Consider the following 24,238-nt stretch of genomic DNA (forward strand, 5'->3'; position numbering starts at 1 on the left):
TCCGGGCTCGCCCTTGGAACAAACTTCTCTCTAGCATGGGATCCTAGTCGTAATCAGGTATGACCGACCATTCGGGAATCACCGAAATGCATTAACGCAAAACGAACCCTTCGTAGCCGTTTTCCGCCGATTTTTCGCATTGTTCGCGGTAGTCGGGAGCGCTGCCCACATAGATCAACGCGCGCTTCGTGACGGAACCGTCTGGATTTTGCGTAACACGGGCCCACCAGGCATCGCTATCCGCAAGCAGAGTCTTCGCATAGACGTGGTACACCTGCTCGGTCCATGCCGATTGATAGTCCGGGTCCGCCTCCGCATATTCCAGGCGATTGCGATGCATATGCTCAATCATCCGCGCGACCCATTCGACCTGAAGCGCACCACATACACCGATATTGCAGAACGATGCGCCGTTATGCGCTCCCACGAGCGTGAAAAAATTCGGGAATCCACTGATCTGAAGTCCCAGATAGGTCTGTGGCCCATCGGCCCACACTTCCGTCAGACGTTTGCCGCCCTTGCCACGGATGTCGATGCGGTCGAGCGCCCCGGTCACGCCATCAAAACCGGTGGCGAAAATCAGCACGTCGAGTTCGATTTCCCTGCCACCAACCCACACGCCCTTAGGCGTAATGCGCTCGATAGGCGACTCGCCAATATCGACAAGCTCGACATTGCTCTGGTTATAGACCTCGTAATAGCCGGTCTCCATCGGAACGCGACGCGTACCGAACGCGTGGTTCTTCGGTATCAGCCGCTCGGCGACCACGGGGTCGTTGACGCGCGAGCGGATCTTGTCGGCGATGAAGTCTGCCAGATACCGGTTCGACTCCTTGTTGGTCAACAGGTCACGATAGCCGGAAAGCCAGATGCCGTAACCGGGCATGTCATAGAGCGACTCGAACAACGCCTGACGTTCTTCATGAGTGGCCTCATGGGCCTTCTTCGAATGACGCTGATACGGAAACGCCGTCTCGGTCGTCTTGATGAACTTCAGAAATTCATCAGGATCGCCCCGCAGTCTACCGATCTGCTCAGGGTCGAGCAGATGATTGCCGAGCGGAGCGCACCAGTTGGGTGTGCGCTGGAACACGTGCAGTTGCTGCGCAGTCTTCGCAACCACGGGAATGATCTGTACGCCAGTCGCGCCCGTGCCGATCACACCCACACGCTTGCCTGTGAAGTCAGTATGGCGCGCGGCGGCGGCGCGCGGCCAGCGCGAGGAATGGAACGACTGTCCCTCAAACGTTTCAATGCCCGGAATCGGCGGCATGCGTGTTGCGGAAAGCGGACCGACCGCTGAAAGAAGGAACCGGCAGCTCGCGCTGCGCCCATCTTCGAGCGTCAGGATCCAGCAGCGCCGAGCCTCGTCGAAATGCGCAGCGCTTACACGTACCTCGAATTCGTAGTGACGACGGACATCCATCTTGTCGGCCGCATATTGCGCGTATTTCAGCAACTCGGGCTGGCCGGCAAAGCGCTCGCTCCACTGCCAGTCCGGAATGATGCCGTTGAGAGCGAAGTAGCCGTAAGCATAGCTCTCGGTGTCGAGACGGCAGCCGGGATACCTGTTCCAGTACCACGTGCCGCCTACATCGGAGCCAGCTTCATAGCTTTGCACCTTCAGCCCCATCTTGTCCAGAAGCCACGTCTGGTACATACCGGTGATGCCGGCGCCAATCACAATTGCATCGAAATCGGGGGTGGTCACTTGTTCAAGCATGGTTCTGCTCCGTTGCAGTCAACATGGCACGCAATTCAGCCTTCATGATCTTTCCTGTCGAGGTCAGCGGCATCTGCTCGACGAAACGGAAAGTCACAGGCACCTTGTAATCGGCAAGACTGCAGCGGCAGTGTGAGAGCAGCGCCTCGACGCTCGGCGGAGGCTGCTCGGGATCCGTCGCCAGGAACGCGCACACCTGCTCACCAAATAGCGTGTCGGGTTGGCCGACAACCGCTGCCGCCTTGACGAGCGGGTGTTTGAGCAATACCTGCTCCACCTCGCTCGAATAAATGTTCTCGCCGCCGCGAATAATCATGTCCTTCTTGCGATCGACCAGCGTCACCAGCCCCTCCCCGCTCTGATAGCCAAGGTCGCCGGTATGCAGCCAGCCATTGCGCAACGTGGCAGCCGTAGCCGCCTCGTCTCGCAGATACCCGCGCATCAGGTTCGGACCGCGCGCCACGAGCTCGCCCACCTGGCCGCGCGGCAATTCGCGGTCGTCGTGATCGAAGATCGCCACTTCGACCCCGGCCATCGGCAGGCCGACGGATCCAGCACGTTCCACGGCCAGTTCGCCCGGCAGCGTCACGAGCGTTCCGCCCGACTCGGTCTGCCCCATCCCATGAACGAGCGAGGCGTTCGGGAACAGCGCCTGAACTTCGCCGAGGCGCGCAATCGTCATTGGCGCAGCACCGAAATCGAGCGTCTTCACGCTGTCGAGCACGACACCGAGCGTGCGCGCTTTCTCGACCATCAGCATCAGGATCGACGGCACCGCGAACATAGCCGTGACGCGCTCGCGGCGAACCAGTTCGATGGTGCGCTCGGTGCTGTATTGATCGATATGGAGCGTGCCGCCCGTGAACAGCACCGGGAAAAAGCAGGTATGGGCGGCGATATGGAAAAGCGGCGTCACGGCCAGCAGTCGCGCGTCGTCGTGGTCATACTCCCACGCAGCCGGCGATTGCAGTGCGTCGGCGAACAGCGAGGCATGGGTATGCACCACCCCCTTGGGCTTACCCGTCGTACCCGACGTGTAATAGATGGCCGCCGCCGCATTCGCATCGAGGTCCGGCTCCTGCCGATACTGCGGCGAGCCCGCCACCGCTACAGATGCTTCGATATCGACAACGAGGTCCTGAATCGCGAGACCATACGCGTCGCGAACCTGGGCGAGCACGGTGGAGAACGCCGGTTCGGAAATCGTCAGCATGCTTTGCGAGTGCTCGAGAATGAATGCGAGCTCGCCAGCCACCAGACGATTGTTCAACGGCACCGCCACTGCGCCAATACCCAGCACCGCCAGATACCAGACCAGATAGTGGTCGCTGTTATTCATCAGCAGCGCTACGACCTGCTGCTCGCGCACACCGCACTCGCGCAGCGTCTGGCGCGCAATATCAACGGCATCCAGTAACTGCGCATACGTCAGCGTGCGCCCTCGATACACGACGGCGGGCCGTGCCAGGCGTCGCTGCGCGCGCTCGCGGAGCATCGCTGCGTACGTCCGGCCGCTTGCCGCCTCCAGCTCCGTGAGGATTTCGCGGCCGCGCTGCATACGCCTCGCGACGATCGCGTCGATCCGGTCCATGACAGGTTTAACTTCTTGCATGTCGATTCCCGTGTTCGGAATTCAGAAGGGTGCCGCGTACTTGCGCCCAAGTTCGAGCGCCCTGTGAAAATCATCTACGTCGAGTTCCCGCATCCAACGCTTCGTTGCCGCGACACCGGCCTCCGGCAAGGCAAGCCATGCTTCTATGCGTGCCTGCACAAATGCGTCGAGCTTCGCCTCAGTTGCAGGTTGAGTCACGATCCCGAAGCCATGCGCGTCTACGCTGGTCCACGGCACCTCGTCGTAAAGCAGACGACGAATCACGTGCGGCGCCACAATCAGGCGCAGAACGGGCACGATCGCGGACGGCACCAGACCGAGCTTCAGTTCCGGCAGACGCCAGCTCGCGTCGCCCAACGCAATCACGTCGTCGCACAAGCACAGCAACGCTACCGCTGCGCCAAGCACCGTGCCTTGCACCCGCGCTATCACCGGCTTCGCCAACCCGTAGAGTTCGCTGAGCAACGCCAGCAGCGCTTCATTGCCCTCACGCCATTGAACCTCGTCGCGCTCCGCCCGCGCTGCGGCCCAGCCAAGGTCGGCACCCGTGCAGAAGTGCCTGCCGTTTGCACGGAGCTGGACCACTGCCACGTTGGGGTCGCGTTGTGCTGCCTGAAGCGCAGCGCGAAATCCGTGCATCAACGGAATCGACAAGGCGTTCCCGCGCTGCGGCACGTTCAGCGTGATCGTGGCCACACGCCCTTCCACCGCGAACACGACCACGTTATCTGCACTTTCATCACTCATTCAGATTCCTGTTCGAACGGTGGACTTTTATCCAGAACACTGCGCTTTTCCGCCCAACAACTCAGTCCGCGGCAACCGTGTTGCGTAGAACGCCCACGCGTTCGATCTCCACTTCCACCGTGTCGCCGTCCTTCATCCAGAGCGCGGGCTTGCGCATGGCGCCAATGCCACCCGGCGTGCCAGTCACGATGACGTCGCCCGCTTCGAGCGGCGCAATCGTTGAGAGATGCGCAATTTGCGCGGCGATGTCGTGGATCATCATGCGCGTGGAAGAGCGCTGCACCACCTCTGAGTTCAACCTCGTCACGAGCGCGAGATCGCTCCCGAAAGCGATCTCGTCGGCCGTCACGAGCCACGGACCGAAGCTGCCTGTGCGCCAGAAGTTCTTGCCCACGTCCCACTGGGAGGTTCGCAATTGCCAGTCGCGCACGCTAACGTCGTTGTAACAGGCGTAACCCGCCACATGACGATGCGCCTCTGCGGCCGGGATGCGTCGCCCGGGCTTGCCGATCACTACCGCTAGTTCGCCCTCGAAGTCGAACTGTTCCGACTCGTGCGGACGCAGCACCGGCGCATCGTGTGCCACCTGCGAACTCGGCGTGCGCAGGAAAAACAACGGCGCATTGGCAGGCGTTGCGCCGCACTCCTCGACGTGCTCGTAGTAGTTGAGGCCACAACACCAGATCTTTCCCGGATTCGGGATCACCGGAAGCAGCGTCACACGTTCGATCGGATAATCGGCTCGCCGGCCTTCCAGCATGGCGGCCAGCCCGTCAACCGCATCGGCCGCGAGCACCGCGCGAAGATCGGGGTAGCGGTCGTCGCACAAACGCTTCAGATCGACAACTCCGCTCTTGACCACTGCGCCAAAACTCTCGACGCCATCGATTTCGAAGCTGACCAGTTTCATGATGTATTCGTAATCCTTATTACTTCATTTTCAAACCGTCTATCACACCGACAGGCTGGCGCGCGCGTGCCTCACGCCATGGGGCCGGGCCGCGTCTGCTCTGCATAACTCGATGCGCTACCCGGCAACTGATCGGGCCAGGCCATGTCCGAGGCTCGCACCACCGGTCCCGTGCCGAACTGCTCCATTTCGAAATACAACTCGATGCAATGGATGTCATCGAGCATGAAACGAACCGCGTACGCAATTCCTGGATGCAGCGCAACCGGCAAATTCACCTCCTTCAAACCGGCTTCGCCCAGAAACTTGCGTGCGTCCTTGAGTTGCCGGTACGTCTGTACGCGCATTCCGAGGCTCATCAGCAATGTTCGGCTGCCAAGCTTCAGCCTCTCGCGCAGCGCCAGCGGATAGAGCGCAATACTGTGATGCTCGGCCCCGGCGCGCAGGAATACACAGCGATGACCTTCCCACTCGACTTCCGCCGACCGGGTCAAGCCGATGGTTTCGGTATAGAAGCGCTCAGAAGCAGCGAGGTCAGAGCAAAACAGGCGCACCGGGCCCATGGCACTGACCTTGAACGGGCGTTGCTGCAGTATTCCACCAACATCGAAGCGGTACGGCAGCGCCGAGTCACGGCCATAGCCCGAGAGCAGATCGATGTTCTGCTCGCGCGCTTGCGTCACTTCGAGCAACTCCGCCTGCATCGGCAGTTCGAATTCCTGATACGGCAGATGGTTGTACATTGCCGCGGGCTTGCTACGGCCTTGCCAGCCGACCTGCTCCATGCCATAGAACAGTTCGACGCGATGACCGTCCGGGTCGTAGGCATAGACCGCCCAGTTGCTGCCAGGCAGATCGCGGCCGATGCGTTGAACCTTGATGCCCCTGGCCTTGAAGAATCGATAAGCCTCGTTGACCTCACGGAGGCTGTTCACCTGAAACGAAATCTGGTTTAGCGTAGCGCCGACCTCATAGTACGCACGGCGCTCCGGATCGGCCGTGGCCGGATTGATCGCGACCAGCGCGTGATGATCGGTATTGCAGGTCGTGAAGCAGCCGAGCAGTTCGCCTTCCTTGCCCGTCATCCGCTCGGTTTGATGAAGCCCGAACAGATCGACAAGACGTTCCTCACTAGCCTCCGTGTCTGCCGTCCAGACCCCGACGTGACCGAGCCGCACCGCCTTGAAAGGACGTGCAAAGGTCACACCGCCTACGTCGTAACGTTCCTCTTGATGCATGCCTGCTATCTCCGTTTCTTGTCTTTCTCTGATGCGTGGCGGACGCCACGTGCGGGCAGTCCGCCATCGCACGCGGCTTACTTCGACAGATGCTGATGCGCGAAGTCGACTACCCGCTGCATCGCGGCAACCGAGGCAGGCAGCGTCGGGTGCATGGTGGTGAACATCATCGGTGCTTCGTAGACCGCCAGTTCGATCTCGCCGCCGGCTTCCTGGTAGCGCTGCATGAATCGATCCGCCTCCGTGCCGGGCACTTCGGATTCGATATCGTGGTAGTTGTGGACATCGTCGTCGGTGGCGAGCACCCACAGGGCGGGAGGCAGATAAACCGATTCGCCGCGCTCCAGAACCAGGGTCGGGCTTCCTTCCTTCATGTTTCCTTCGGTCTGCCAATAACCATCGTGCAGGCCAATCACCTCGGCCGCCCAATCCGGCGCATTCCCTTCGGCCAACAGGCGCTTTGCGTACCGATAGCGGCCGTACGGGTTGATGACAGGCCACAACATCGAGATGCACCGCACCGTCGCGTCGACCTCCGGCGAGCCCGGCGGAAGCGGAATCGATGCGTACTGTGCGTCATGTGGGCGCATTGCCACCAGCATGCCCAGATGGCCACCGCTCGAATTGCCGGACAAACCAATGCGCTGAGGATCGACCTTGAACCGTGTGGCATTCGCCTTCAGCCAGCGAATGCCGTAATTGATGTCGGACGGCGATTTCGGGTAAGCACCCTGCACGCCCTGGCGGAAGTCGAGCGACACCACCACGAGCCCCGAGCGAGCCAGCGCTTCGTGCACCGCCTTGCCGCGCGTGCGGTCGAACTTGCTCCAGGCACCGCCGTGCAGCTCGATCACCGCGGGAAACGGGCCTTCGCCTTCCGGCGTGTAGACGCGCGCCAACAACTCCACGTCGTTGTGCTTCAGATAGACCACGTCCTGAACGTTGATATCTTCCAACTGCTCGATCATTTTCAGTATTCCTTATAGAACTTTGTACGATTCGAAAAACCGGCTGTGGGGTTCGCTCAGCCCGCCATACCAAGAAGCATCCGGCCGTAGGGAGCCATCGCGGCCTCCCAGTTCGCACCAAAATGCGAACCGGTGGTCAGCGAATCGCGGTACCACGACTGCAGCGGGTTGCGGTCGTGCACGATCTCGGCGCTGGTAGTCGACACCAGTGTCTCGATACCGCGACGCGCAACGCGGTTCGCCCACACCGAATCGCGGTGCGCGGCTTGCGCGTCCTGCGCCGACACACTCTTTCCAGATGCGATCAGATCGGCGACGTGCATGTGACGGCGATGTGCAACAAAGATCGCGGCGTCTATGTCCGCAGCGGCTTCTCCCAGCTTGCACTGGATAATCTGCGAATCGGACAGCGTAGTCATGCCGCGCGATACACGACCACGCATGGTAATGCCCGTATGTTCGAGCACCAGGCGCGCCAGTGCGAGCGTAACCGGCAGTTGCGTGAAGATGGCGAACGCCGCGCGCGGCGCCTTGAGCAACGGGTAATCGGGATGCACCGCGCTGCCGGGTGTCTCGCCCTTCTTGAGCCCCGCATCGCTCACCATGCGATGCTCCGGCACAAATACTCCATTGAGCGAGACGGTGTTGCTGCCCGTGCCACGCAGGCCCAGTGTCTGCCAGTCGTCGATGATCGTCACTTCCGACATGGGCACGAGCATGTACTGCAGCGAGCGTCCACCTTCATGCTCCACCCAGGCGCCGACCACCAGCCACTCCGCATGTTTGCAACCGCTCGCGAAAGGATAGGTTCCGGTAACGTGATATCCCCCCTTCACGCGCTGAGCCGTCGCGCGAGGCGCGAGGCTCGAAGCGACGACCGCCAGAGGATTCGCGCCCCACACATCTTCTTGAGCTTCCTCCGGGAAACAGCCGACGACCCAGGCATGCTCACCGAATACCGAGAGGACCCATGCGCTAGACGGACAACCCATCGCCAGTTCCTCCACGACGCGCGAGAGCAGAAGCGGCGAGCTTTGCAAGCCTCCATAGCGCCTGGGCTGGAGAATGCGCGAGAGGCCCGTTTCGCGAAAGCGATCCACCGTCGCCTTCGGCACGTTACGCTGACGCACGCAGTCCGCTTCACGCTCCTTAAGGAGCCAGACGCAATCCAGCGCCTCGTTGAACAACGCACGCTCTTCGCTGTTCATCCAGCTGTCGTCGACCATCCGGTATGAAGGAAGAAGCGCCAGTCCATTGTTTTCAATAACCTGCTGAGTAACCATCTTTACCCTCGTCGTTAGCGGTTCATGATTGATTGACGCGATCCCGTCTTCAGGCGTGCGCCGTAATACCGGCATAGCCGCTACGGTAATAGAGCAGCGGCGAGCATTGCTCCTGTGCGTGAACGCCAATCACGCGGCCAACGAAAATCGAATGCGTGCCGGAGTCGATCGCCTCGCCCAGCTCGCAATCGAAGGCGACCAGCGCGTCCATCAAAACCGGCGCCCCAGTCTTCAGGACCGACCACTGCCCGTGCTCGAAACGCTCGGTACGCGCGTGGGGATTCGAGAACCTGTGCGCGACTTCACTCTGGTCCGCCGCCAGTACATTCACACAGAACTTGCGGCTTTCCATGATCATCTGATGGGTCGCATTCTGCCGATTCACGCAAACGACCAGTTGCGCCGGTGCGGCAGACAGCGAACAGACTGCCGTTGCGGTCATGCCGCCGCGCTGCGTTCTGGAAACGCTGGTAATCAGCGTGACACCAGCGGCCAGGTTCTTCATGGCGGACTTGAAATCGGCTTCACTGACGGTATCGAACATGTCTCCACTCCGTATTTTCTTCATCGCCTTACCGCACCCGGTTAGCTATGGATTCATGATATCCACCGGAAAATTCGCTGTGAAATGCTATTTTTTGCACGGCCATGCATGGCGTGCATGTCTGTTTTGCATGTCAACCCGACGAGAGCGATACCATGCCGGCGCGCCGCTTCACGGTCACAAACCGTGTTTGGGCGCGGTGCTCGCCAGGCCAGCTTTTCCCGCGCCCTGTGGAGCTTCTAGAATCTGTGGCAAAGGCCGAACACCGCTGCAACCTGCGTATTCGTGCTCGATGGAGAAGCCGTTAGTGGAATCCACGCATTCAAATTTTTAGACGTCTTCTGATAGAACGCATCCGCATAGACGTTCGTACGCTTGGAAAGAAAATACGAAACGCCCACCGTCGTTTGCCAGTAATTGCCCGCTCCCGCTCCCTGGGTGGCGTGCGTGTAGGATTGCGCTATTCCGCCAATCAACCACGGCTTGAAGTTGTAACTGACGCTGCCCTCGATATTTTCGAAATGGACCGAGCCGTTGCCGCCGCCACTGCCTGTCCACGAAGAAAACAACGAGCTGGCCGTGGGACTCGGATTGTCGAAATGGGTGTTCGTGTACATCAAACCCAACGTCGCATTGTCGAACGTATATCGGCCGGTGAGCCCCCACTCCTGCACGTTTTTGGCCGATGAGAGGAAAGGCATCTTCGCCGGATTGAAGTAGGAATCCGAGGGCGTCGCGCCAGTGGTGTCGATGGCCGGCTGACTCAGGCGGACGTAAACCGCCGCCAGTTGCAGGCCATTGCTGTTATAGGTCGCGCCAACGTTCCAGGAACGGTTATTGGCGAAATTTGTTGAATTCGAGAACGCGTACATTGCTTCCGCCTGCAAGCCGGCATAGACGGGGCTAAGGTACTTAACCGAATTGTCGGTGCGATAGGTCAGGAACCCTTCGTTATCCATCGGGTGCAGCGCCGATCCCGTCAGACTCGCGGCCGCCAGCAACGGCCCGAAGAAGTCCTGCAACGCACTGTATTGCCGCCCCATGGTCAGCGTGCCGTACTGCGTGGACGACAGCCCCACCCATGCCTGACGACCGAATAGCCGCCCCCCTTGCAGGGAGGCCCCGCTGAACTGGTCGAATCCGTTTTCCAGTTGGGCTATCGCACGCAGTCCGCCGCCCAGGTCTTCTCCGATTCTCAAGCCCCAGCGGGGCGCCAGCAAAGGCCCACTGAGGGTCTGCACCACGGAACCGCCTGGACCACCGGCCGTGTTCTTCATATTGTTCACGTAGAGAATGCCGCCATCCAGAATACCGAAGAGCGTTACGCTCGATTGCGCATGGGCAATACCCGTCGTCGCGCTGAAGCCAAGAAGCGCAAGAAATGCCTTTTCCAAACGCCTCGGCACAGGGCTGAGGGTGCAGGATGATCGCGTGGAGCGGCTCGGTCTTTGCGGAGCCAGAAGACGCTGCGATTCATCGGCGTTCATTGATGAGCGTGGCATACCCTTACCAACTTTCTCGATATTCATAAGATCTCCTAATTTAATATTGTGTAGTTTTTTCAGCATCATTCAATCAACCCGCGCTGAGCGCGCGGTATTGAATTCTTCGACTAGCCGCGCTTACTTCTCGACCTCTCCAGCCAGCCGCATACCCACCTCGGCTTGTCCTTTACGCGACCGGTCGGTGGAGTAGCGGTGCTGGACGGCGGAGATCGAAATCGCGGAGAGCACGCCTGGAATGGCGAAAGCAAAGAACATGCTGTGGATCGAGAACGACATGTCGACCAGCCAGCCTGCCAGCAACGGTCCCAGCATGCCGCCGACACGTCCTACGCTCGACGAGAACCCCATAGCCGTCGATCGGACGAACGCGGGATAAAACTGCGAGATATACACCTGCACAAGGTTCATCGCACCGACCACGGGCACGCCTGCTACTGCAATCAGGACATAAGCCAAGGTCGCATTCCGGTTCAGTGCGAACAGCACCATGGTTACTGAACCGAGCAGATACATGCCGACGAGTATTCGCTTGAGCGAATAATGATCACCGGCATAGCCCATGACTACGGTCCCGACAATCGCGCCGCACTGAAGCACGATCAGGAACATCAGGCTCGAGTTCATACTGAAACCGGCTTCCAGCATCAGCTTGGGTAGCCAGTTGATCAGGCCATAACCGAGGATCAGGTGAAAGAAGATGGCGGCCGTAAACATCACCGTACTCAACGCGCGTCCTTCGCCGAACAGGCCGGCAAGAGGAACCCGCGTACTGACGTCGTGTTCTTCGTAAAGCCGTACTTCGGCATCGATCTTTCTTGCTGGATTGATGCGGGCGAGCACGGCGAGCAACTCCTCCCTTCTGCCTTCGCGCAGCAGAATGAAGCTGGATTCCGGCATGTACCGGTAGGCCAGCGGCAGAAAGATCAGTGGCAGGGCTCCGACCCAAAGTACGATGCGCCAACCATAATTCCCGATTGCAAGTATGCCGATGAACGGGGAAAGCATGCCGCCCAGGCAGTATCCGCAGAACACTATCGCCGTGATGGTCGTACGCGTTTTTTTGGGCGAGTAGTCGGTGAGTAAAGCGATTGCATTGGGCAGAATGCCCCCAAGGCCCAGCCCCGCCATGAAACGGAAAAATCCGAAGACCTTGGGCCCGGGCGCAATCCCACCGAGCGCCGTGAACAGGCTGAACAGGATCACGGTGACAGCCACCATCCGTTTGCGGCCATAGCGATCGGCGAGAACACCAAACGTGAATGCCCCAAACAACATGCCGAAGAGGCTGTAGCTACCCAGGGCCCCCGCTTCCACGGCTGTGAGATGCCACTCCTTCATCATTGACGGCAGAATGGCGCCGAACACCGCGGTATCGTAACCGTCGAAGATGACGCAAAAGAAGCCGATAATCAGCAGAAGAAAATGGAAACGCCGGAAATCGCTTGTCGCGATGAATTCAGACACGTTTAACTGGTTCACGTTTTATCGTCTCCACGGCGTCCTTATCGCGGACACCTTTTTATCGAAGCTATCGAAGGCCAGATATGGGGCCATAGGCACACTCGGTTCCGCCGGCAAGCCTGGAAAGCTCCTTGACACCATCTGCCGCTGGAGCAACAGCGCACGAGCCGGACACTGATCGAGAGTGTGGGGAGAGACTATAAAAAGCGTGGGGAATCGGCCAATGCATTTTAGGCTGCGGAGATGCATGCAAGGCATACCGGCGCTCGAACCTGCGCGGGGATGTGATAACGAGAGGTTTCGTCGAGCGTTCGCCAGGGAAAATCCCAATCCTGCTCGCGAGTGTGCGACTGAGGTTCCGGTATGGCCCCGCGACTGTGCAAGGTTACTGGCCGCGGATCAAGGCGAGGCGTACCTGAACGTATGCGGTCGCTCTCGGCAAAGCGGCAGTAAGAGTGCCAAGGGTGGTTTCCAGCATCGCGCACGCCCGAGGAAGCGTCAGTGTCTCTCCAGGAGCTGAAGGACGTGATCGGAAAGAAGTCAGTTATCTCGCGCCTGATGCATGCACTGGCGTAGGCCGCGTTGATTCTGTCACCGTTGCGTGTGTCACAACGCGCTGCCGCCTCCGAACCGCCGGTGCCGCCACGTTTGGGCATTCGACAGAGCGGGCAAAACTGTCGACAATTCGTCGCTACATGTCGATCTCGCTGTCGAGGTTGAGTCGTTCTGTTATGTGTGTCTGATCAACCTGTCGTGCTCGCATGGAGAATTCGATGCTGCGATTTGTCGTAGTTCGCGGATCCCTGACTTGGGGCGTTGGTACCGCTGTCATTTTCACGGCAATTCAGGTTTTGCAGCAACACGAAGTCGGAATGCCAGATGTCACTAGAAATATCAGTATGTTCATGATCGGCGGCATTTTTTGGGGGCCACGATGTGGTGGTTGGGCGGCCGCAAGAAAGGAAAGTCGAGACACGAGCGATGACTCGAGCCATTCAGCGGTTCCCGGCCGACAATATCGGGCGGTAGCCGGCCATCTTCAGACGGTCGCTTTAGTGCTTAACTTGCCATTCAAGCGGCCGCTCGGCTCGAACAAGGGACCTTCGTTCCGGCGTCGCGGCGACAAGCCATCCGCCGCAGCTGCGACGGACCGATCAGCTGAGGCGCGTCGACGATGTCCTCTCAGACTGAAGGCGCTTTTACCGAGGCAGGTATCCAGCGACATTGCGCGGCCTTTCAGTTAGCTGAAGCCTTAGACGGTACCACCGGTTGTGGCGGGCCCGGTGCGAGTTGCATGTCAACATCGACAATCCCACCGTTGATCGATAGTCCATTTCTGTCGCGTATGGACGCTGCTGCTTGCATGCACCTCAGAAGAAATTTCGGCTCGCCGCCGGGCAGATTCACAACCCGGAGACAGCGGTACGTAAAGGTCTTACGGTCGGGACCATCGCCCCGTGCAGCAAATCCGCTCGTTGCGCCGGGCCCGCTGGCCTCTTCGGGTAAGAATTCTGCATCATTGATCGCTATCGGAGTCCATCCGCAGCGGCCAGGGCGGTACTGGTCGAGAAAGACGCGAAGAGAGAAGCTGGCTTGCCCAGCCGGAACCCGAACATAGTCCTCAACGGTCTGGGCTGTCCTGGGTGAACCCGACAGCGACTGTCGAAGTTCCCCCAGGCAATTTTCTTACTGCCATCGGCCAAGACAGCGAGGCTGGCGTCGTACGTCGGCGAGCCGACGTGCCAATATTTCATCATCGATGCGGTACCCGCCGAAGGAACGTCCCTTAACTGGCTATGGAGACGCGAGTCTGCGCAGGGTGTGCGAGGTGCCAGGCGTTCACTGCGCAGCATCAGGACGTCGGCACGCCAGCCGCGCGTCAGGACGCACCCCGTTGCCTGAAGACCGTCTTTGCCCACGCAGTTGCGTAGCTAGCGAAATGCTAACAGACCGGTAGTTGCATTTCCCGAGTCGACGGACACAGCGGATGACGGCTTGACATTCTGCCCATAGTGTCAAAAAATGCCCGTCCGGTGTCGCCACCTGCCTGAATGTTCGGGAGCAGACTGCTTCGGCAGAGGCCACTCCCTCGAGTTTCACGCTCCGATGTGGATCCACGCGTGCGATTCCGCTGCAAAGCGCGCTCGATCTCACTCAACTTCACCGACTACGGTGACCACGGACGAACGTTACGCACGTTGCTGCTCAACACGGACTCGAGGGAGCAGCGCTACGCCGCTTCTGCATAATGCCGTCCGTGCACGGCTCACGACTACCATAGTGTGCAGCATCTGCTTGAGGAGGAAGATCGCTGCGCAGCCAATCGCCAACGACCCCAGATACGATATCCGCAATGCGGCGGAAAGAGACCATCGAATATCACGAGCAATGTGATTGCGGCACCATTCCGCTGCGCTTCATGTCATTCGCACCTTTTTTCTATGGATTCGTTCTGTTCCGTTCCCCCCCGCGATGCGGCGGCAAGAGTGCCTAGCGATCCAACGATGAACGCTCCTACGACTGTGGAGCGACATTGGCCCGAGGGCGTCGTGTGGTTGTATGCGTCCATGATCTTGTTCATCGTAAAAATGCGGACTGCGATTGCATCGCGTTTCCCCCGCATTTGTCGATGGCAACATCGGTGAGTCCTCCAGACAAGTACGCGGGCACGAGCAGTGAAGAAGTCGTCAGTCAGATGCATTGGGACACCCTGGCGTCACATGATGCACGAGCACGGCCGCGGCGTATTCGCTGGGCTTGCACCAAACTGGTCCCGTAGGTGCCCGTTCGGCTCGCCCCGTTTCAGCCCAAAAGCGAGCGCCGCATCGAAAGCAGCGTGCAGGCTGGTGCACGTTCCTCGAACCAGCGGTGGTCGCTGCCGTCGATCAGGATGAGCTCGCCCAGGCAGGCCCGGCGCGCGCGTGGCTGGTAGACCTTCGGCGGGTGCTGGGCGCGTGGAATCCAGAGTCCGGCGTCCGGCGTCCGGCGTCCGGCGTCCGGCGTCCGGCATCAGCTTGCGGACCGTTTCCCTTGACAGCACCAGACCATTGCATTCGGCCAGCTTCTCGCAGGCCAGCGTCGGGCCGAAATCGGCGTAGCGCTCGCGGAGGATCTCCAGTGCCCGCTGCGCCAGACCCGCAGGCAACTGGTGATTGCTGGCGCCGCCACGCCGCCGCGAAACCAGCCCGGACGCCCCGGACTCGCGATACCGCAGCACCAGTCGCTCCACCTGACGACGGCTGATGCCCAACCGTTCAGCCGCACGCCACGGCATCAGCCGTGCCTCGGTGACGGCCTCGATCACCTTCAGGCGGTCCAGCTCGCGCATGCTCATCGTAAGCATCCCGGTACAGGCGAAATCCATTGGGGCCAGGCACAACCGTGCCATCAACAGGCCGAATGTATATATGCAATCCAGCACCTGCTTGCTGTAGGCCAGATCATTTGGCAAACGGGACGAGGCCATGTATAAGTCCGCAACCACCCTCCTCGCCACACACAATCACCTTAGGTCGCGCCGTTGGATATTCCCAGGGGTGGCTGAGGGATGTCCACGAGTCGACCCAATCAATTCGGAATACTTATGATATTGATCGGCAAATACCGAACTCCCTTCGCGTATGCACACGATGCTGCGTGACGCGAAGGGCTAACGTTCTGCTCGACGAATAAGGAAAGAAGCGCAGTCGTCAGTTGTAGCCAAGAATCGCCGCCGTAGCGACATCGGCGCGATCGCTTGGGTTGCCAATCAGCGCGACGGTTGGCTCGTGCAAGAGCGATTGATACGGATGCAGGTAAGGTTCGTTCGCCGGATCGGCATCGTCCTTCTCGACCGGCTTGGAGAGGCTGTTTTTGCGGAAGTCCATCATCGTCTCCTGGTATAGGGTCTATGTGTTCGAATGGACCGTTTCAGATTCACTGAAACAAAACCATCGACCCGTAAGGGGCCCTACACCGATTCAGCAAATTCGATGCCGAGGAGGCAACGCTTGCCGCCCCAAAGCGATCGAAACGACAAGCATCCCGCGCAACCATAAGGCGTGTGCGCCTTGTCCCCAAATCGTGACAAGGATTCGGCCTTACATCAGTTGTAAAGCCCCACCCTTCAATATTACATCACGCTATGATATTTTTCCCTCTACCTCGAAACACGAGGCAGCCCGCCCTGTGAAGGCTGCCTCCGGCCTTCGGCTATTGCGAAGTCGTCAGCTTCAGGTTCGGACGCAAGTCATGCGTCACCGCTTCAAGCTGCCCTTTCCGATGGTCCGACACCTGTTCGATGCCGGTCTTCAGCACTTCCTCACAAAACGCAATTCGCATGCGGTAATACTCAGCCTGTAGTTGTGCGTCCAGGACCCGCTGTTCGGCCTGGAACAGTGCCATGCGCAATTCACCCAGCGCGCGTTGAGCCTGCTTCTCCGGCGTTGCGGCATTGTGGGCAATCAGGTTTGAAAGCCAATGCAACATGGATGAGCCTCCCCAGTCTTCGATTTCGCGATTGCACGCGTCAAGGTTCATAACCACCCGAACTGTCGCTGCGAAAAGACTATCAGAGGCGAACAAAAGCCGTGTGTGCACCAACGAACGTGTTGTATAAACACCGCAAAAAGAAGGAAAAAATGATCGCTTGTGCGAATCGGTAATCATTCCGTCGAACGATGCCTTCGTTAAACGCAAATAGGGATCGATGATTCGTCAGGCCTATAGGCAAATCACCGTCATTCTGAACGGCCCGCCGTTCGCCGCGGCATGCGCTACGGCTTCGTTCGCTTCGTCGAGTGCAAATGTCGTCACATCGAAATGACCGAGATCCAGCAAGCCGCCGCGGATCAAACCGGTCATCAGCGTCACGGCTTGCGTGGGGTACATCCACTTGCCCTTCAACGTGATGTCATTGCGCATGATCCACGGATACGGCAGCTCCAGTCCCGCACCGCCCAGCATGCCCACACCGCCCATCAGCACCACACGCCCATACGGGCGCACCGCCATCACCGCGGTGCGCACCGTCGCGGCCGGCACCGAAGGCGGCATGAGGTCGATCACGCAGTCGATCGGCCCAGGCGCGGCTTGTTGCATGCGCTCGCGATCCGTTGCTTCGTCGCCGCCAAGCGCAACGGTCCGCACGCGCTCGCCGAATTTGCGCGCCAGCGTTTCGAGCGCTTGTGCGTTGCGGCCGGGGGCAACGACACAGCGCGCGCCCATGGCAAGCGCGACCGCAACGCATGCGCTGCCGAAGTTGCCGGTCGCGCCGCTCACGAGCACGATCTCACCGGCGCGCAGATCGGCGGCCAGCAGCCCGCCATAAGGCACAAGCAACGTGTTGAGCGCACACCATCGCGCGGCGTCGGCCGCATCGATCGTTCCGATCGTTCCGATCGTTCCGATACGCACCGCGTTCTCGGTCGGCACCCGCAGTTGTTCCGCGAACGGCCCGTCATGGAAATACCGCTGCAACTTTGCGCCGCCCTCGCCTCGCGCGCTCCAGCCCTGCAACACGATGTCGGGCATGAGCGCGTCGTCGCGCGAGCGCACGGTCGGGTCGCAGAACACCCAGTCGCCCGCTTGCAGATGCGTCGCATCCGGACCGGTTGTCCGCACCCGGCCGATCGCGCCGCAGCCCGGCACGATCGGCAATTCGATGGGATAGCGGCGTGCGCCGCTGAACACTTCCTGCGCATAGGACAATACCGGCGCGGCAACGACATCCACGATGACCTCACCGGTGCCGGCAAGAGGCTGCGGAATCTGTTCAATCGCGAGCGGCGTGTTGAGCGTTTTCAGAATGGCGGCTTTCATGGCGCTTCCAGTAGGGGGACGCGTCGATTCTGGCAGGCTTAAAATCGGCAACAAGGCCCGGCGCGATCCCAGGATTGCGCAGTCCCTCCCTGCGCGAAGCGAATGCAATGACAACCACCACTCGAAGCCAATTCGGCGATTTTCTGCGCTCCCGGCGCAAAAAGCTAAGACCTGCTGACGTCGGCCTGAACGACGGACAGCGCCGGCGCACGCCGGGCCTGCGGCGTGAAGAAGTCGCGCAGCTCGCGGATATCGGCGTGGACTGGTATGTCCGGCTCGAGCAAGGGCGCGCGGTCAGTCCTTCGGAGGCGACGCTCGATGCGCTTGCGCGCGCATTGCGGCTGGATAAGGCCGAAGCGGCCCATTTGCGCGCGCTCGCGCATCGCAACGAGCCGCGCGCTTTCGCCCGCGAGAGCGTGCCGCCCACCATCGCGCGGGTCGTCGCGAGTCTCGATCTGCCGGCTTACGTGACCGGTCGGCGCTGGGACATCCTCGTGTGCAACGAGGCCGCCTCGGACCTGCTCGGCTTCGATCGTCTCGCCGCGCGGGACCGCAACATCATGATCTACATGTTCATCGAGCCCGAGGCACGGCGGCTCTTTGGCGCGAGCTGGTCCGATGAGGCACGCCGCATGATCGCGCTGTTTCGCACGAACCACGACCTCTACGCGGGCGACCCGGCGTTCGTCGAACTGGTGGAGCGTCTGCGTTCAGGCAGCGAGGAGTTCTCGCGCTGGTGGATGGCGCACGACGTGCGCAGCGGCGCGTCGGGCCAGAAGGTCTTTGCGCACGCGCAGCACGGTACGCAGCGCTACGAGTATGCAACGTTCCAGGCGAACGACGATCCCGCGCTGAAACTTGCGATCTACACGCCGGTCGATGGCGAGGTCGCCCAGGAAACCGTCAACTAGCGCCCAACGCGGACAGCCGCTCGACAATCTCATCGAACGATGGCCGCGCGTGCGCCTGCGCGGCGAAACAGTCGGCAACGAGCGCATCGATGGCGGCGCGATCATGCGCGTCTGCGGCCGAGCGTTGCGCAAGCTCTTCGAGCAGGCAGCCGAATGCGCGCACCTCGATGCGCTCAAGCGCATCGGCCAGCGGGCGATCGTCGATATCGTGAAACGACGCCGCGCCGAAGTCGCCGAGCAATACGCGCCCTGCACCGTCATGCAGGATGTTGTGCGCATAGAGGTCGCCATGCATGATCCCGCGCCGATGCAGATGCTGCACCGCCGACGCGATGCCGCGTGCGATCTGCAACGCAACCGGCGTGTCGAACCAGGCATCGGCCGCGTAGACGTCCCGCGTACACGAGTCGAGACTCGGCGGCCCGGCGAGATTGCGAAACGCCGGTTCGATGAGTTCCATCACGAGTCCGTGCTCGCCCAGCGGATGCCCCGTGAGCCTGCCGAGCACCGGGATGAGGTTCGGGTGCCGTCCGGCTTGGAGGCACGCGGCCATTTCGAGCTCCGGCAACCCGTCGCTCGTCACCGCGCCTTTGAACAGCTTGACGGCGATCGCCTGGACCGGATGCCCGTCGGCAAGCAGACGCGTGGCGCGATGCGTCACGCCCGATGCGCCCTCCCCGAGCGTTTGTCCGAGCGCGAGCGTATGCCAGTCGATATCAGGCTCCGGCGCATTGGCCAGCGCCACCTGTTCGCGCATGGCGTTCAGCGGATTGCCGGCGTAGGCGAGCCACGCCAGCCGCGGCAGGCGCAACAGCCACTCGGGCAAGGCGTCGAGCCGGTTCGCCGCGATGCGCAGCAGTTCGAGCCGGTTGCAGTCGGCCATCGACTCAGGCAGCGAGCGCAGCCGGTTGCCCGCAAGCATCAGCTTCTGCAAATTCGGGCGCTCGCCGATTTCCGCCGGCAGCGCGTCGATGTCGTTGTCGGTCAGGATCAGCCAGCGCAATTGCAGCGGCAGCGCATGCCCCGGAACGTGCCGGATGCGGTTCGCCTTGAAGCCGACCATGCTGAGCGATTCGCAGTCGCCGAGCACGGCCGGCAACTCGGTGAACGGGTTATTCGAGGCGAACAGAATGCGCAGATGGCGCAGCCTCGGCAGGTCGTGCGGCAGCGCGGTGAGCGCGTTGCCCGAGAGGTCGAGCACCTCCAGGGTGTCGGCGAGACCGAAGATCTCGCGCGGAAATTCGGTCAACCCGCAGGCGAGCTTGAGCTGTCGCGCGCCGGCGAGTTGCCCGTCACGAAGTTGGTCGAGGGTAGCGGTCTTCACGCGTGAATTGAACTGGAAAATGGCAAGGCAGTCGCGTGCGCGGTCGTGCAACCGGGGCAACGCGGATTCGGCCATGGCAATTCTAACGGGAACGACCTTGGAGAGCGGTTATCGCGGGCAAAAGGGCGCGCGGACGGTGTGCGCAAGCGGCATTTCGATCGGACCCTGTGCGAACACCCGCCCCCCAACCCGGCGCAATACTCATGTCCGAATCTGGCCAGATCCCGGCCTCTATTTGCATTAAAGTCTGGGCATGCGCCTCGACCCGGAAACCTGCTACCAAAGCATGCTCTCGAAAGACCGCCGTTTCGACGGCTGGTTCTTTGTCGGCGTGTCGTCCACAGGAATCTACTGTCGCCCGGTCTGCCCGGTTCGGCCGCCCAAACTCGCGAACTGCACCTTTTTTCCGAACGCCGCCACGGCCGAACGCGCCGGCTTTCGTCCCTGCCTGAGGTGCCGCCCCGAGCTTGCGCCGGGCAACGGCCTGCTGGACGTGTCGAGCCGTCTGGCCCGGGCCGCCGCGGCGCTCGTTGAAGAAGGCTTTCTGAATACCGGCAGCGTCGCCGCTCTGGCCGCCCGAATCGGCGTGACCGACCGGCATCTCAGGCGCATTTTCGACGCCGAATTCGGCGTATCGCTAATCGAGTTCGCGCAAACCCAAAGACTCCTGATGGCCAAGCGCCTGTTGACGGACACGTGTTTGCCCGTCAACACGGTTGCCCTGGCGTCGGGCTTCGGCAGTGTCAGGCGCTTCAACGATCTCTTTCTGAAGCGCTATGGGCTCAATCCGCTCCGGTTCCGCAAGGGGCCGGACGCACCGCAGGCGGAAAGCATGACGTTCGCGCTCGGCTATCGACCGCCGTTCTGCTGGTCCGGCATTCTGGGTTTCCTGGAGCGCCGCAGCATCGACACCGTCGAACATATCGGCGACGACGTTTATTCGCGCACCGTCGCATTGCATCAAGGCGGACGGAACCTTGTTGGCTGGATCAGCGTGCGCCATGCGCCGCATCGGTACGCGCTCGATGTGACGGTTCCTGTCGCCCTCGCCCCGGCTATCGGGCAGATTCTTGCGCGTGTGAGACGCCTCTTTGATCTGGCCGCCCGCCCTGATCTGATCGAAGGGCATCTAGGCGATCTGGCTTGCGTCACCCCAGGCATGCGCGTGCCGGGCAGCCTCGACGGCTTCGAGATCGCCGTGCGCGCCATCGTCGGCCAGCAAGACACGATGTCGGATGCACGAGAGATCCTCTCGCGTGTCGCAGATCATTTCGGAATGCAGATTATCGGCCCGCAAGGATTGACGAGGACCTTCCCGGCCGCCGACACGATCGCCTGCGCACCGGTCGCTGCGCTCAGGGAAGCCGGCGCCACGCAGGCCCACGCCGAAGCCGTCATTGCGGTCGCACAAGCCGTCTCCTCGGGGCGCATGGTCCTCGAACCGGCGGCGCCCCTGGAAGAAACGCTCGCCGCGCTCCGGCGGATTCGTGGCATCGGCGAGTGGGCGGTTCAGTACATCGCCATGCGCGCCCTGGGTTGGCCCAATGCCTTTCCTGACGACAACCCGGCGACACGAGAACCGCCGGACTGCCCGAATCCCCCCCAACCCAGCCACCACGGCGACAAATGGCAGCCTTGGCGCGCTTACGCAACCGTGCGCATCTGGGAACAACTGGAAGGCCAACGCCCATGACACCGGCTTACCTGATTTCGAGTCCACTGGGCGATATTGCCCTGCGCGTGGAAGACGATTTCCTGACGGGGCTGTTCTTCGTCGGCCAGAAATATTTCCCCGAATGCTCGCTCATGCCGGTTCGCAAGGACGCGCCGCCGCTCGTCCTCCTCGCCCGGCAGCAGGTGGACGAATTCTTCGCGGGTGGACGCTGCGTCTTTACGCTCCCGATCGCTTTGCGCGGTACGCCGTTTCAGCGGCGAGTCTGGAAAGCACTTTCCGCCATCCCCTATGGGAGCGTGATCTCATACAGCGATGTGGCGAAAGACGTGGGTTTGAGCGCTGATCACGCACGCGCCGTCGGCAGCGCGGTTGGCCGCAATCCTGTTTCCGTCATCGTGCCCTGCCATCGCGTCGTCGCGACATCGGGCAGTCTCACGGGCTACGCGGGCGGCATCGATCGCAAAGCGGCGCTGCTTGGACTTGAGTGCCGGTCTGCTCCGTCACCCCTGTTTACCCTCCAGTGAGCGCCATCGAGCGCCTTCGGTTTTCCGAAAACCAGAAAGGATTCCTTCCTTTTTTGGCCGTGGCTGCCGGGCCCACTCCCGCTCGATCAAGCGCGGTGCACGCCGATCCTGAGCCCGAATCTGTGCGCGCCGATCAGGGTTTGCTGAGGCGCGGCAGCGCCCTGGACCGGGTTCACATCTTGGACCGGCAAGTTCAAGGTCCTGCGCAGCAGGTTGAGCCGCCTTTGCAGATTGGCCGACGGCCGCGTGGGCATCACGCGGCCTTCGTAGTGCTTCAGGATCGCCCTGCACCCGTCGAGCAAACCCGCTTCGAGTCGCGCCGCAGCATTGCCGCCAAGCACGGTATGGCCAAAATCGAAGCGCTTTCGACCTGGGCTCAGCACGGTCTCGAAGTCCTCGATGATGTCGTTGACGAACACCACGCGTTTCGCCTCGTCCGCGAGGCAGAACATGGCATAGGTCTCGTCGACGTCCTGATCGACATCGCCGTATGGCGACGCGGGATCGAGGTAGTCGAGCAGCGACGCCTCGAAACGCCGGTCTTTCTGATCGCCCGCCACCACGATGATGTTGCCCAGATTGACAAACGTCTTCATGCCCAGCTTGAGATCGGGAGCGGCCTTCGGATCGCTCTGGCCGCTCTTGAGCCATGATCGCGTTTGGGGGCTGCGCAAGCCCGAGGGGTCAAAACCCGGATGGATGCGATCGGTATTGCCGATGAACGAATCGGCGGCCACGATCTTGCCCATCTTCTCGAGACCGTCGGGACCCTTGAGTGCGCCGATGAATCGCTGCAACGGCGTTTTGTGGCCATTCGCGCGTTGGGCGAGCGCGTACTCCAGCGTGGTGAGGCTTTGCAACCTCATCTTCCCCCATTGGTAACTCGAGTTTCTCAGAGCCGCATCCAGTGCTGCCAGCACCCTGCCGGTGTCGTTGCCCGCGACGCCGGGCGCCGTCGAGCATTGACGGATCAATTCCCTGTATCGATCCGTGAAGCGCGTCAAGGCCATTTTCTCCTCGCCGCTGAGCAGGACGAGTTCGGCGCCGGGATCGACCAATCGCGCAGTGATTCCGCCGTGCCGGATCTTCGCGAAAGCCACGGCCTTGTTCTGCGATACGGCTTCGCCCTTGATGACGATGCGCTCGGGCTCGCCGACTGGTGGTGTGTGCCCCGTCAGCAGAAACACCCTCCCCGCCTTCAATTCGTCGACGGCGCTGATGTCCTGGGCGCGGATGGGTTCTTTCACGGATAAGGGCATGTCGCGACCTCGAATCAATCGGCACAAACGGCACAATCGTGCACAATCGGCACGGGGAGAGCGAACGTCTCTCCCACGCCGTTCGGGTGACAACATAACCGCAACCGCGCGCTTCGTCATTGCACCAAAGTACAATCGCCGCCAACACGACAACGCCGCCGCTCAGCCCGCCTCGCTCTTTTGCCAGGTCAAGAGAATCTGTTCCCTTGCCTTGATGAGCGTCGCCACGTGCTCACGCAAGCGCTCGCGAATGCGTTCGGTCGGGCCGCCAATCGAAAGCCCGTAGAGGTCGCCGCCGAAATCGAGCGCCACGGCCACCGCAGAAAGCTCGGGCGCGCTCTCGCCGATATTCGCATACCAGCCTTGCTCATGCGCCGCGCCAACCTGTTCGGTGAATGCGGCGCGACCCAGGATGGACGCCTTCCCGGGTAACAAGCTGCCGTAGTTATCAACGGCATTGGCTCCGGATAAGGCATCGAAACCTGTCATCGCGCGAATGGCTAACTGTCAGATAAAAACCACTGCTTATAAGGGCCATCGATACGACTAATCAACGTCTGACCGTTCAGGCAGCGTCAGGCGGGCGACATATCGCACCCATGGCTTCCTCGTACACGTCCGGGCGTCGATCCAGCCATACCGGCACCGTAGCGCGATACTCGGCGAGCGGAGCGGGATCAAGCTCCGCGCGCACCACGGTTTCTTCCTGGCTCGATGCGAGCTGCCAGTACATGTCCGCCGGGCGCCGCAATCAC

Annotated in this window: 20 protein-coding genes and 1 pseudogene; 3 read left to right on the forward strand and 18 right to left on the reverse strand. The window is 61.0% G+C overall.

The window, feature by feature from the left end:
* Nucleotides 1-91: 91 nt before the first annotated feature.
* The 14 genes and pseudogenes from C7401_RS24850 to C7401_RS24910 all read right to left on the reverse strand — a co-directional run bounded on the left by C7401_RS24850 (nt 92) and on the right by C7401_RS24910 (nt 17,790).
* Nucleotides 92-1,723, reverse strand: coding sequence for a flavin-containing monooxygenase (locus C7401_RS24850; protein WP_112174073.1), 1,632 nt, complete (start codon nt 1,721-1,723; stop codon nt 92-94).
* The gene (locus C7401_RS24855) at nt 1,716-3,335 is read right to left on the reverse strand and encodes a class I adenylate-forming enzyme family protein (protein WP_112174074.1); all 1,620 of its coding nucleotides are present in this window, start codon (nt 3,333-3,335) and stop codon (nt 1,716-1,718) included. Before C7401_RS24855 ends, C7401_RS24850 begins: the two co-directional genes overlap by 8 nt.
* 21 nt (nt 3,336-3,356) lie before the next feature.
* Nucleotides 3,357-4,082, reverse strand: coding sequence for an enoyl-CoA hydratase/isomerase family protein (locus C7401_RS24860; protein ID WP_112174075.1), 726 nt, complete (start codon nt 4,080-4,082; stop codon nt 3,357-3,359).
* 61 nt (nt 4,083-4,143) lie between these two features.
* Nucleotides 4,144-4,992 (reverse strand): fumarylacetoacetate hydrolase family protein, encoded by an 849-nt coding sequence (locus C7401_RS24865; protein WP_112174076.1) that lies wholly within the window; start codon nt 4,990-4,992, stop codon nt 4,144-4,146.
* Nucleotides 4,993-5,063: 71 nt separating this feature from the next.
* Nucleotides 5,064-6,230, reverse strand: coding sequence for a VOC family protein (locus C7401_RS24870; protein ID WP_112174077.1), 1,167 nt, complete (start codon nt 6,228-6,230; stop codon nt 5,064-5,066).
* Between the two features lie 77 nt (nt 6,231-6,307).
* Nucleotides 6,308-7,198 carry an alpha/beta hydrolase gene (locus C7401_RS24875; protein ID WP_112174078.1) on the reverse strand — a complete coding sequence of 297 codons (891 nt, stop codon included), beginning with the start codon at nt 7,196-7,198 and terminating at the stop codon, nt 6,308-6,310.
* Nucleotides 7,199-7,254: 56 nt separating this feature from the next.
* A complete protein-coding gene (locus tag C7401_RS24880) occupies nt 7,255-8,481 on the reverse strand; it encodes an acyl-CoA dehydrogenase family protein (RefSeq protein ID WP_181565679.1) in 1,227 nt (408 codons plus the stop codon).
* Nucleotides 8,482-8,530: 49 nt separating this feature from the next.
* Nucleotides 8,531-9,025, reverse strand: coding sequence for a flavin reductase family protein (locus tag C7401_RS24885; protein WP_181565680.1), 495 nt, complete (start codon nt 9,023-9,025; stop codon nt 8,531-8,533).
* 239 nt (nt 9,026-9,264) lie between these two features.
* Entirely contained in the window at nt 9,265-10,554 is a 1,290-nt protein-coding gene (locus C7401_RS24890; RefSeq protein WP_258397223.1) for a porin, read from the reverse strand.
* Between the two features lie 93 nt (nt 10,555-10,647).
* Nucleotides 10,648-12,009, reverse strand: a complete 1,362-nt coding sequence (locus tag C7401_RS24895) for an MFS transporter (RefSeq protein ID WP_112174082.1) — start codon at nt 12,007-12,009, stop codon at nt 10,648-10,650.
* A gap of 2,811 nt (nt 12,010-14,820) precedes the next feature.
* A pseudogene (locus C7401_RS24900) lies at nt 14,821-15,325 on the reverse strand (helix-turn-helix domain-containing protein); the annotation flags it as partial.
* Between the two features lie 355 nt (nt 15,326-15,680).
* Nucleotides 15,681-15,860, reverse strand: coding sequence for a hypothetical protein (locus C7401_RS45070; RefSeq protein WP_181565690.1), 180 nt, complete (start codon nt 15,858-15,860; stop codon nt 15,681-15,683).
* 322 nt (nt 15,861-16,182) lie between these two features.
* Complete coding sequence (locus C7401_RS45650) at nt 16,183-16,638, reverse strand: hypothetical protein (RefSeq protein ID WP_224038308.1); 456 nt, start codon at nt 16,636-16,638, stop codon at nt 16,183-16,185.
* 54 nt (nt 16,639-16,692) lie between these two features.
* Nucleotides 16,693-17,790, reverse strand: coding sequence for a zinc-binding dehydrogenase (locus tag C7401_RS24910; RefSeq protein ID WP_112174084.1), 1,098 nt, complete (start codon nt 17,788-17,790; stop codon nt 16,693-16,695).
* A gap of 107 nt (nt 17,791-17,897) precedes the next feature.
* On the opposite strand from C7401_RS24910, the gene C7401_RS24915 reads away from it, so the two are divergent.
* A complete protein-coding gene (locus C7401_RS24915) occupies nt 17,898-18,701 on the forward strand; it encodes a helix-turn-helix transcriptional regulator (RefSeq protein WP_112174085.1) in 804 nt (267 codons plus the stop codon).
* On the opposite strand, the gene C7401_RS24920 is transcribed toward C7401_RS24915, so the two are convergent.
* Nucleotides 18,694-20,100 carry a leucine-rich repeat-containing protein kinase family protein gene (locus tag C7401_RS24920; protein ID WP_112174086.1) on the reverse strand — a complete coding sequence of 469 codons (1,407 nt, stop codon included), beginning with the start codon at nt 20,098-20,100 and terminating at the stop codon, nt 18,694-18,696. The genes C7401_RS24915 and C7401_RS24920 overlap by 8 nt on opposite strands.
* A gap of 178 nt (nt 20,101-20,278) precedes the next feature.
* Here C7401_RS24920 and C7401_RS24925 point away from each other — a divergent pair, with 178 nt between their 5' ends.
* Both C7401_RS24925 and C7401_RS24930 read left to right on the forward strand, forming a co-directional pair.
* Complete coding sequence (locus tag C7401_RS24925; protein ID WP_112174087.1) at nt 20,279-21,718, forward strand: DNA-3-methyladenine glycosylase 2 family protein; 1,440 nt, start codon at nt 20,279-20,281, stop codon at nt 21,716-21,718.
* The gene (locus C7401_RS24930) at nt 21,715-22,224 is read left to right on the forward strand and encodes a methylated-DNA--[protein]-cysteine S-methyltransferase (protein ID WP_112174088.1); all 510 of its coding nucleotides are present in this window, start codon (nt 21,715-21,717) and stop codon (nt 22,222-22,224) included. Before C7401_RS24925 ends, C7401_RS24930 begins: the two co-directional genes overlap by 4 nt.
* 86 nt (nt 22,225-22,310) lie before the next feature.
* Here the strand turns inward: C7401_RS24930 and C7401_RS24935 are convergent, their stop codons facing one another.
* From C7401_RS24935 to C7401_RS45075, 3 genes are all read right to left on the reverse strand, one after another.
* Nucleotides 22,311-23,471 carry a hypothetical protein gene (locus tag C7401_RS24935; RefSeq protein WP_146757996.1) on the reverse strand — a complete coding sequence of 387 codons (1,161 nt, stop codon included), beginning with the start codon at nt 23,469-23,471 and terminating at the stop codon, nt 22,311-22,313.
* Nucleotides 23,472-23,645: 174 nt separating this feature from the next.
* Nucleotides 23,646-23,918 carry an IclR family transcriptional regulator gene (locus tag C7401_RS24940; protein WP_258397224.1) on the reverse strand — a complete coding sequence of 91 codons (273 nt, stop codon included), beginning with the start codon at nt 23,916-23,918 and terminating at the stop codon, nt 23,646-23,648.
* A 130-nt stretch (nt 23,919-24,048) separates the two neighbouring features.
* On the reverse strand, nt 24,049-24,216 hold the full coding sequence (locus C7401_RS45075) for a hypothetical protein (protein WP_181565681.1): 168 nt from the start codon (nt 24,214-24,216) through the stop codon (nt 24,049-24,051).
* Nucleotides 24,217-24,238: the final 22 nt, after the last annotated feature.

It is taken from the genome of Paraburkholderia unamae (genome assembly GCF_003268775.1).
Lineage (GTDB): Bacteria > Pseudomonadota > Gammaproteobacteria > Burkholderiales > Burkholderiaceae > Paraburkholderia > Paraburkholderia unamae.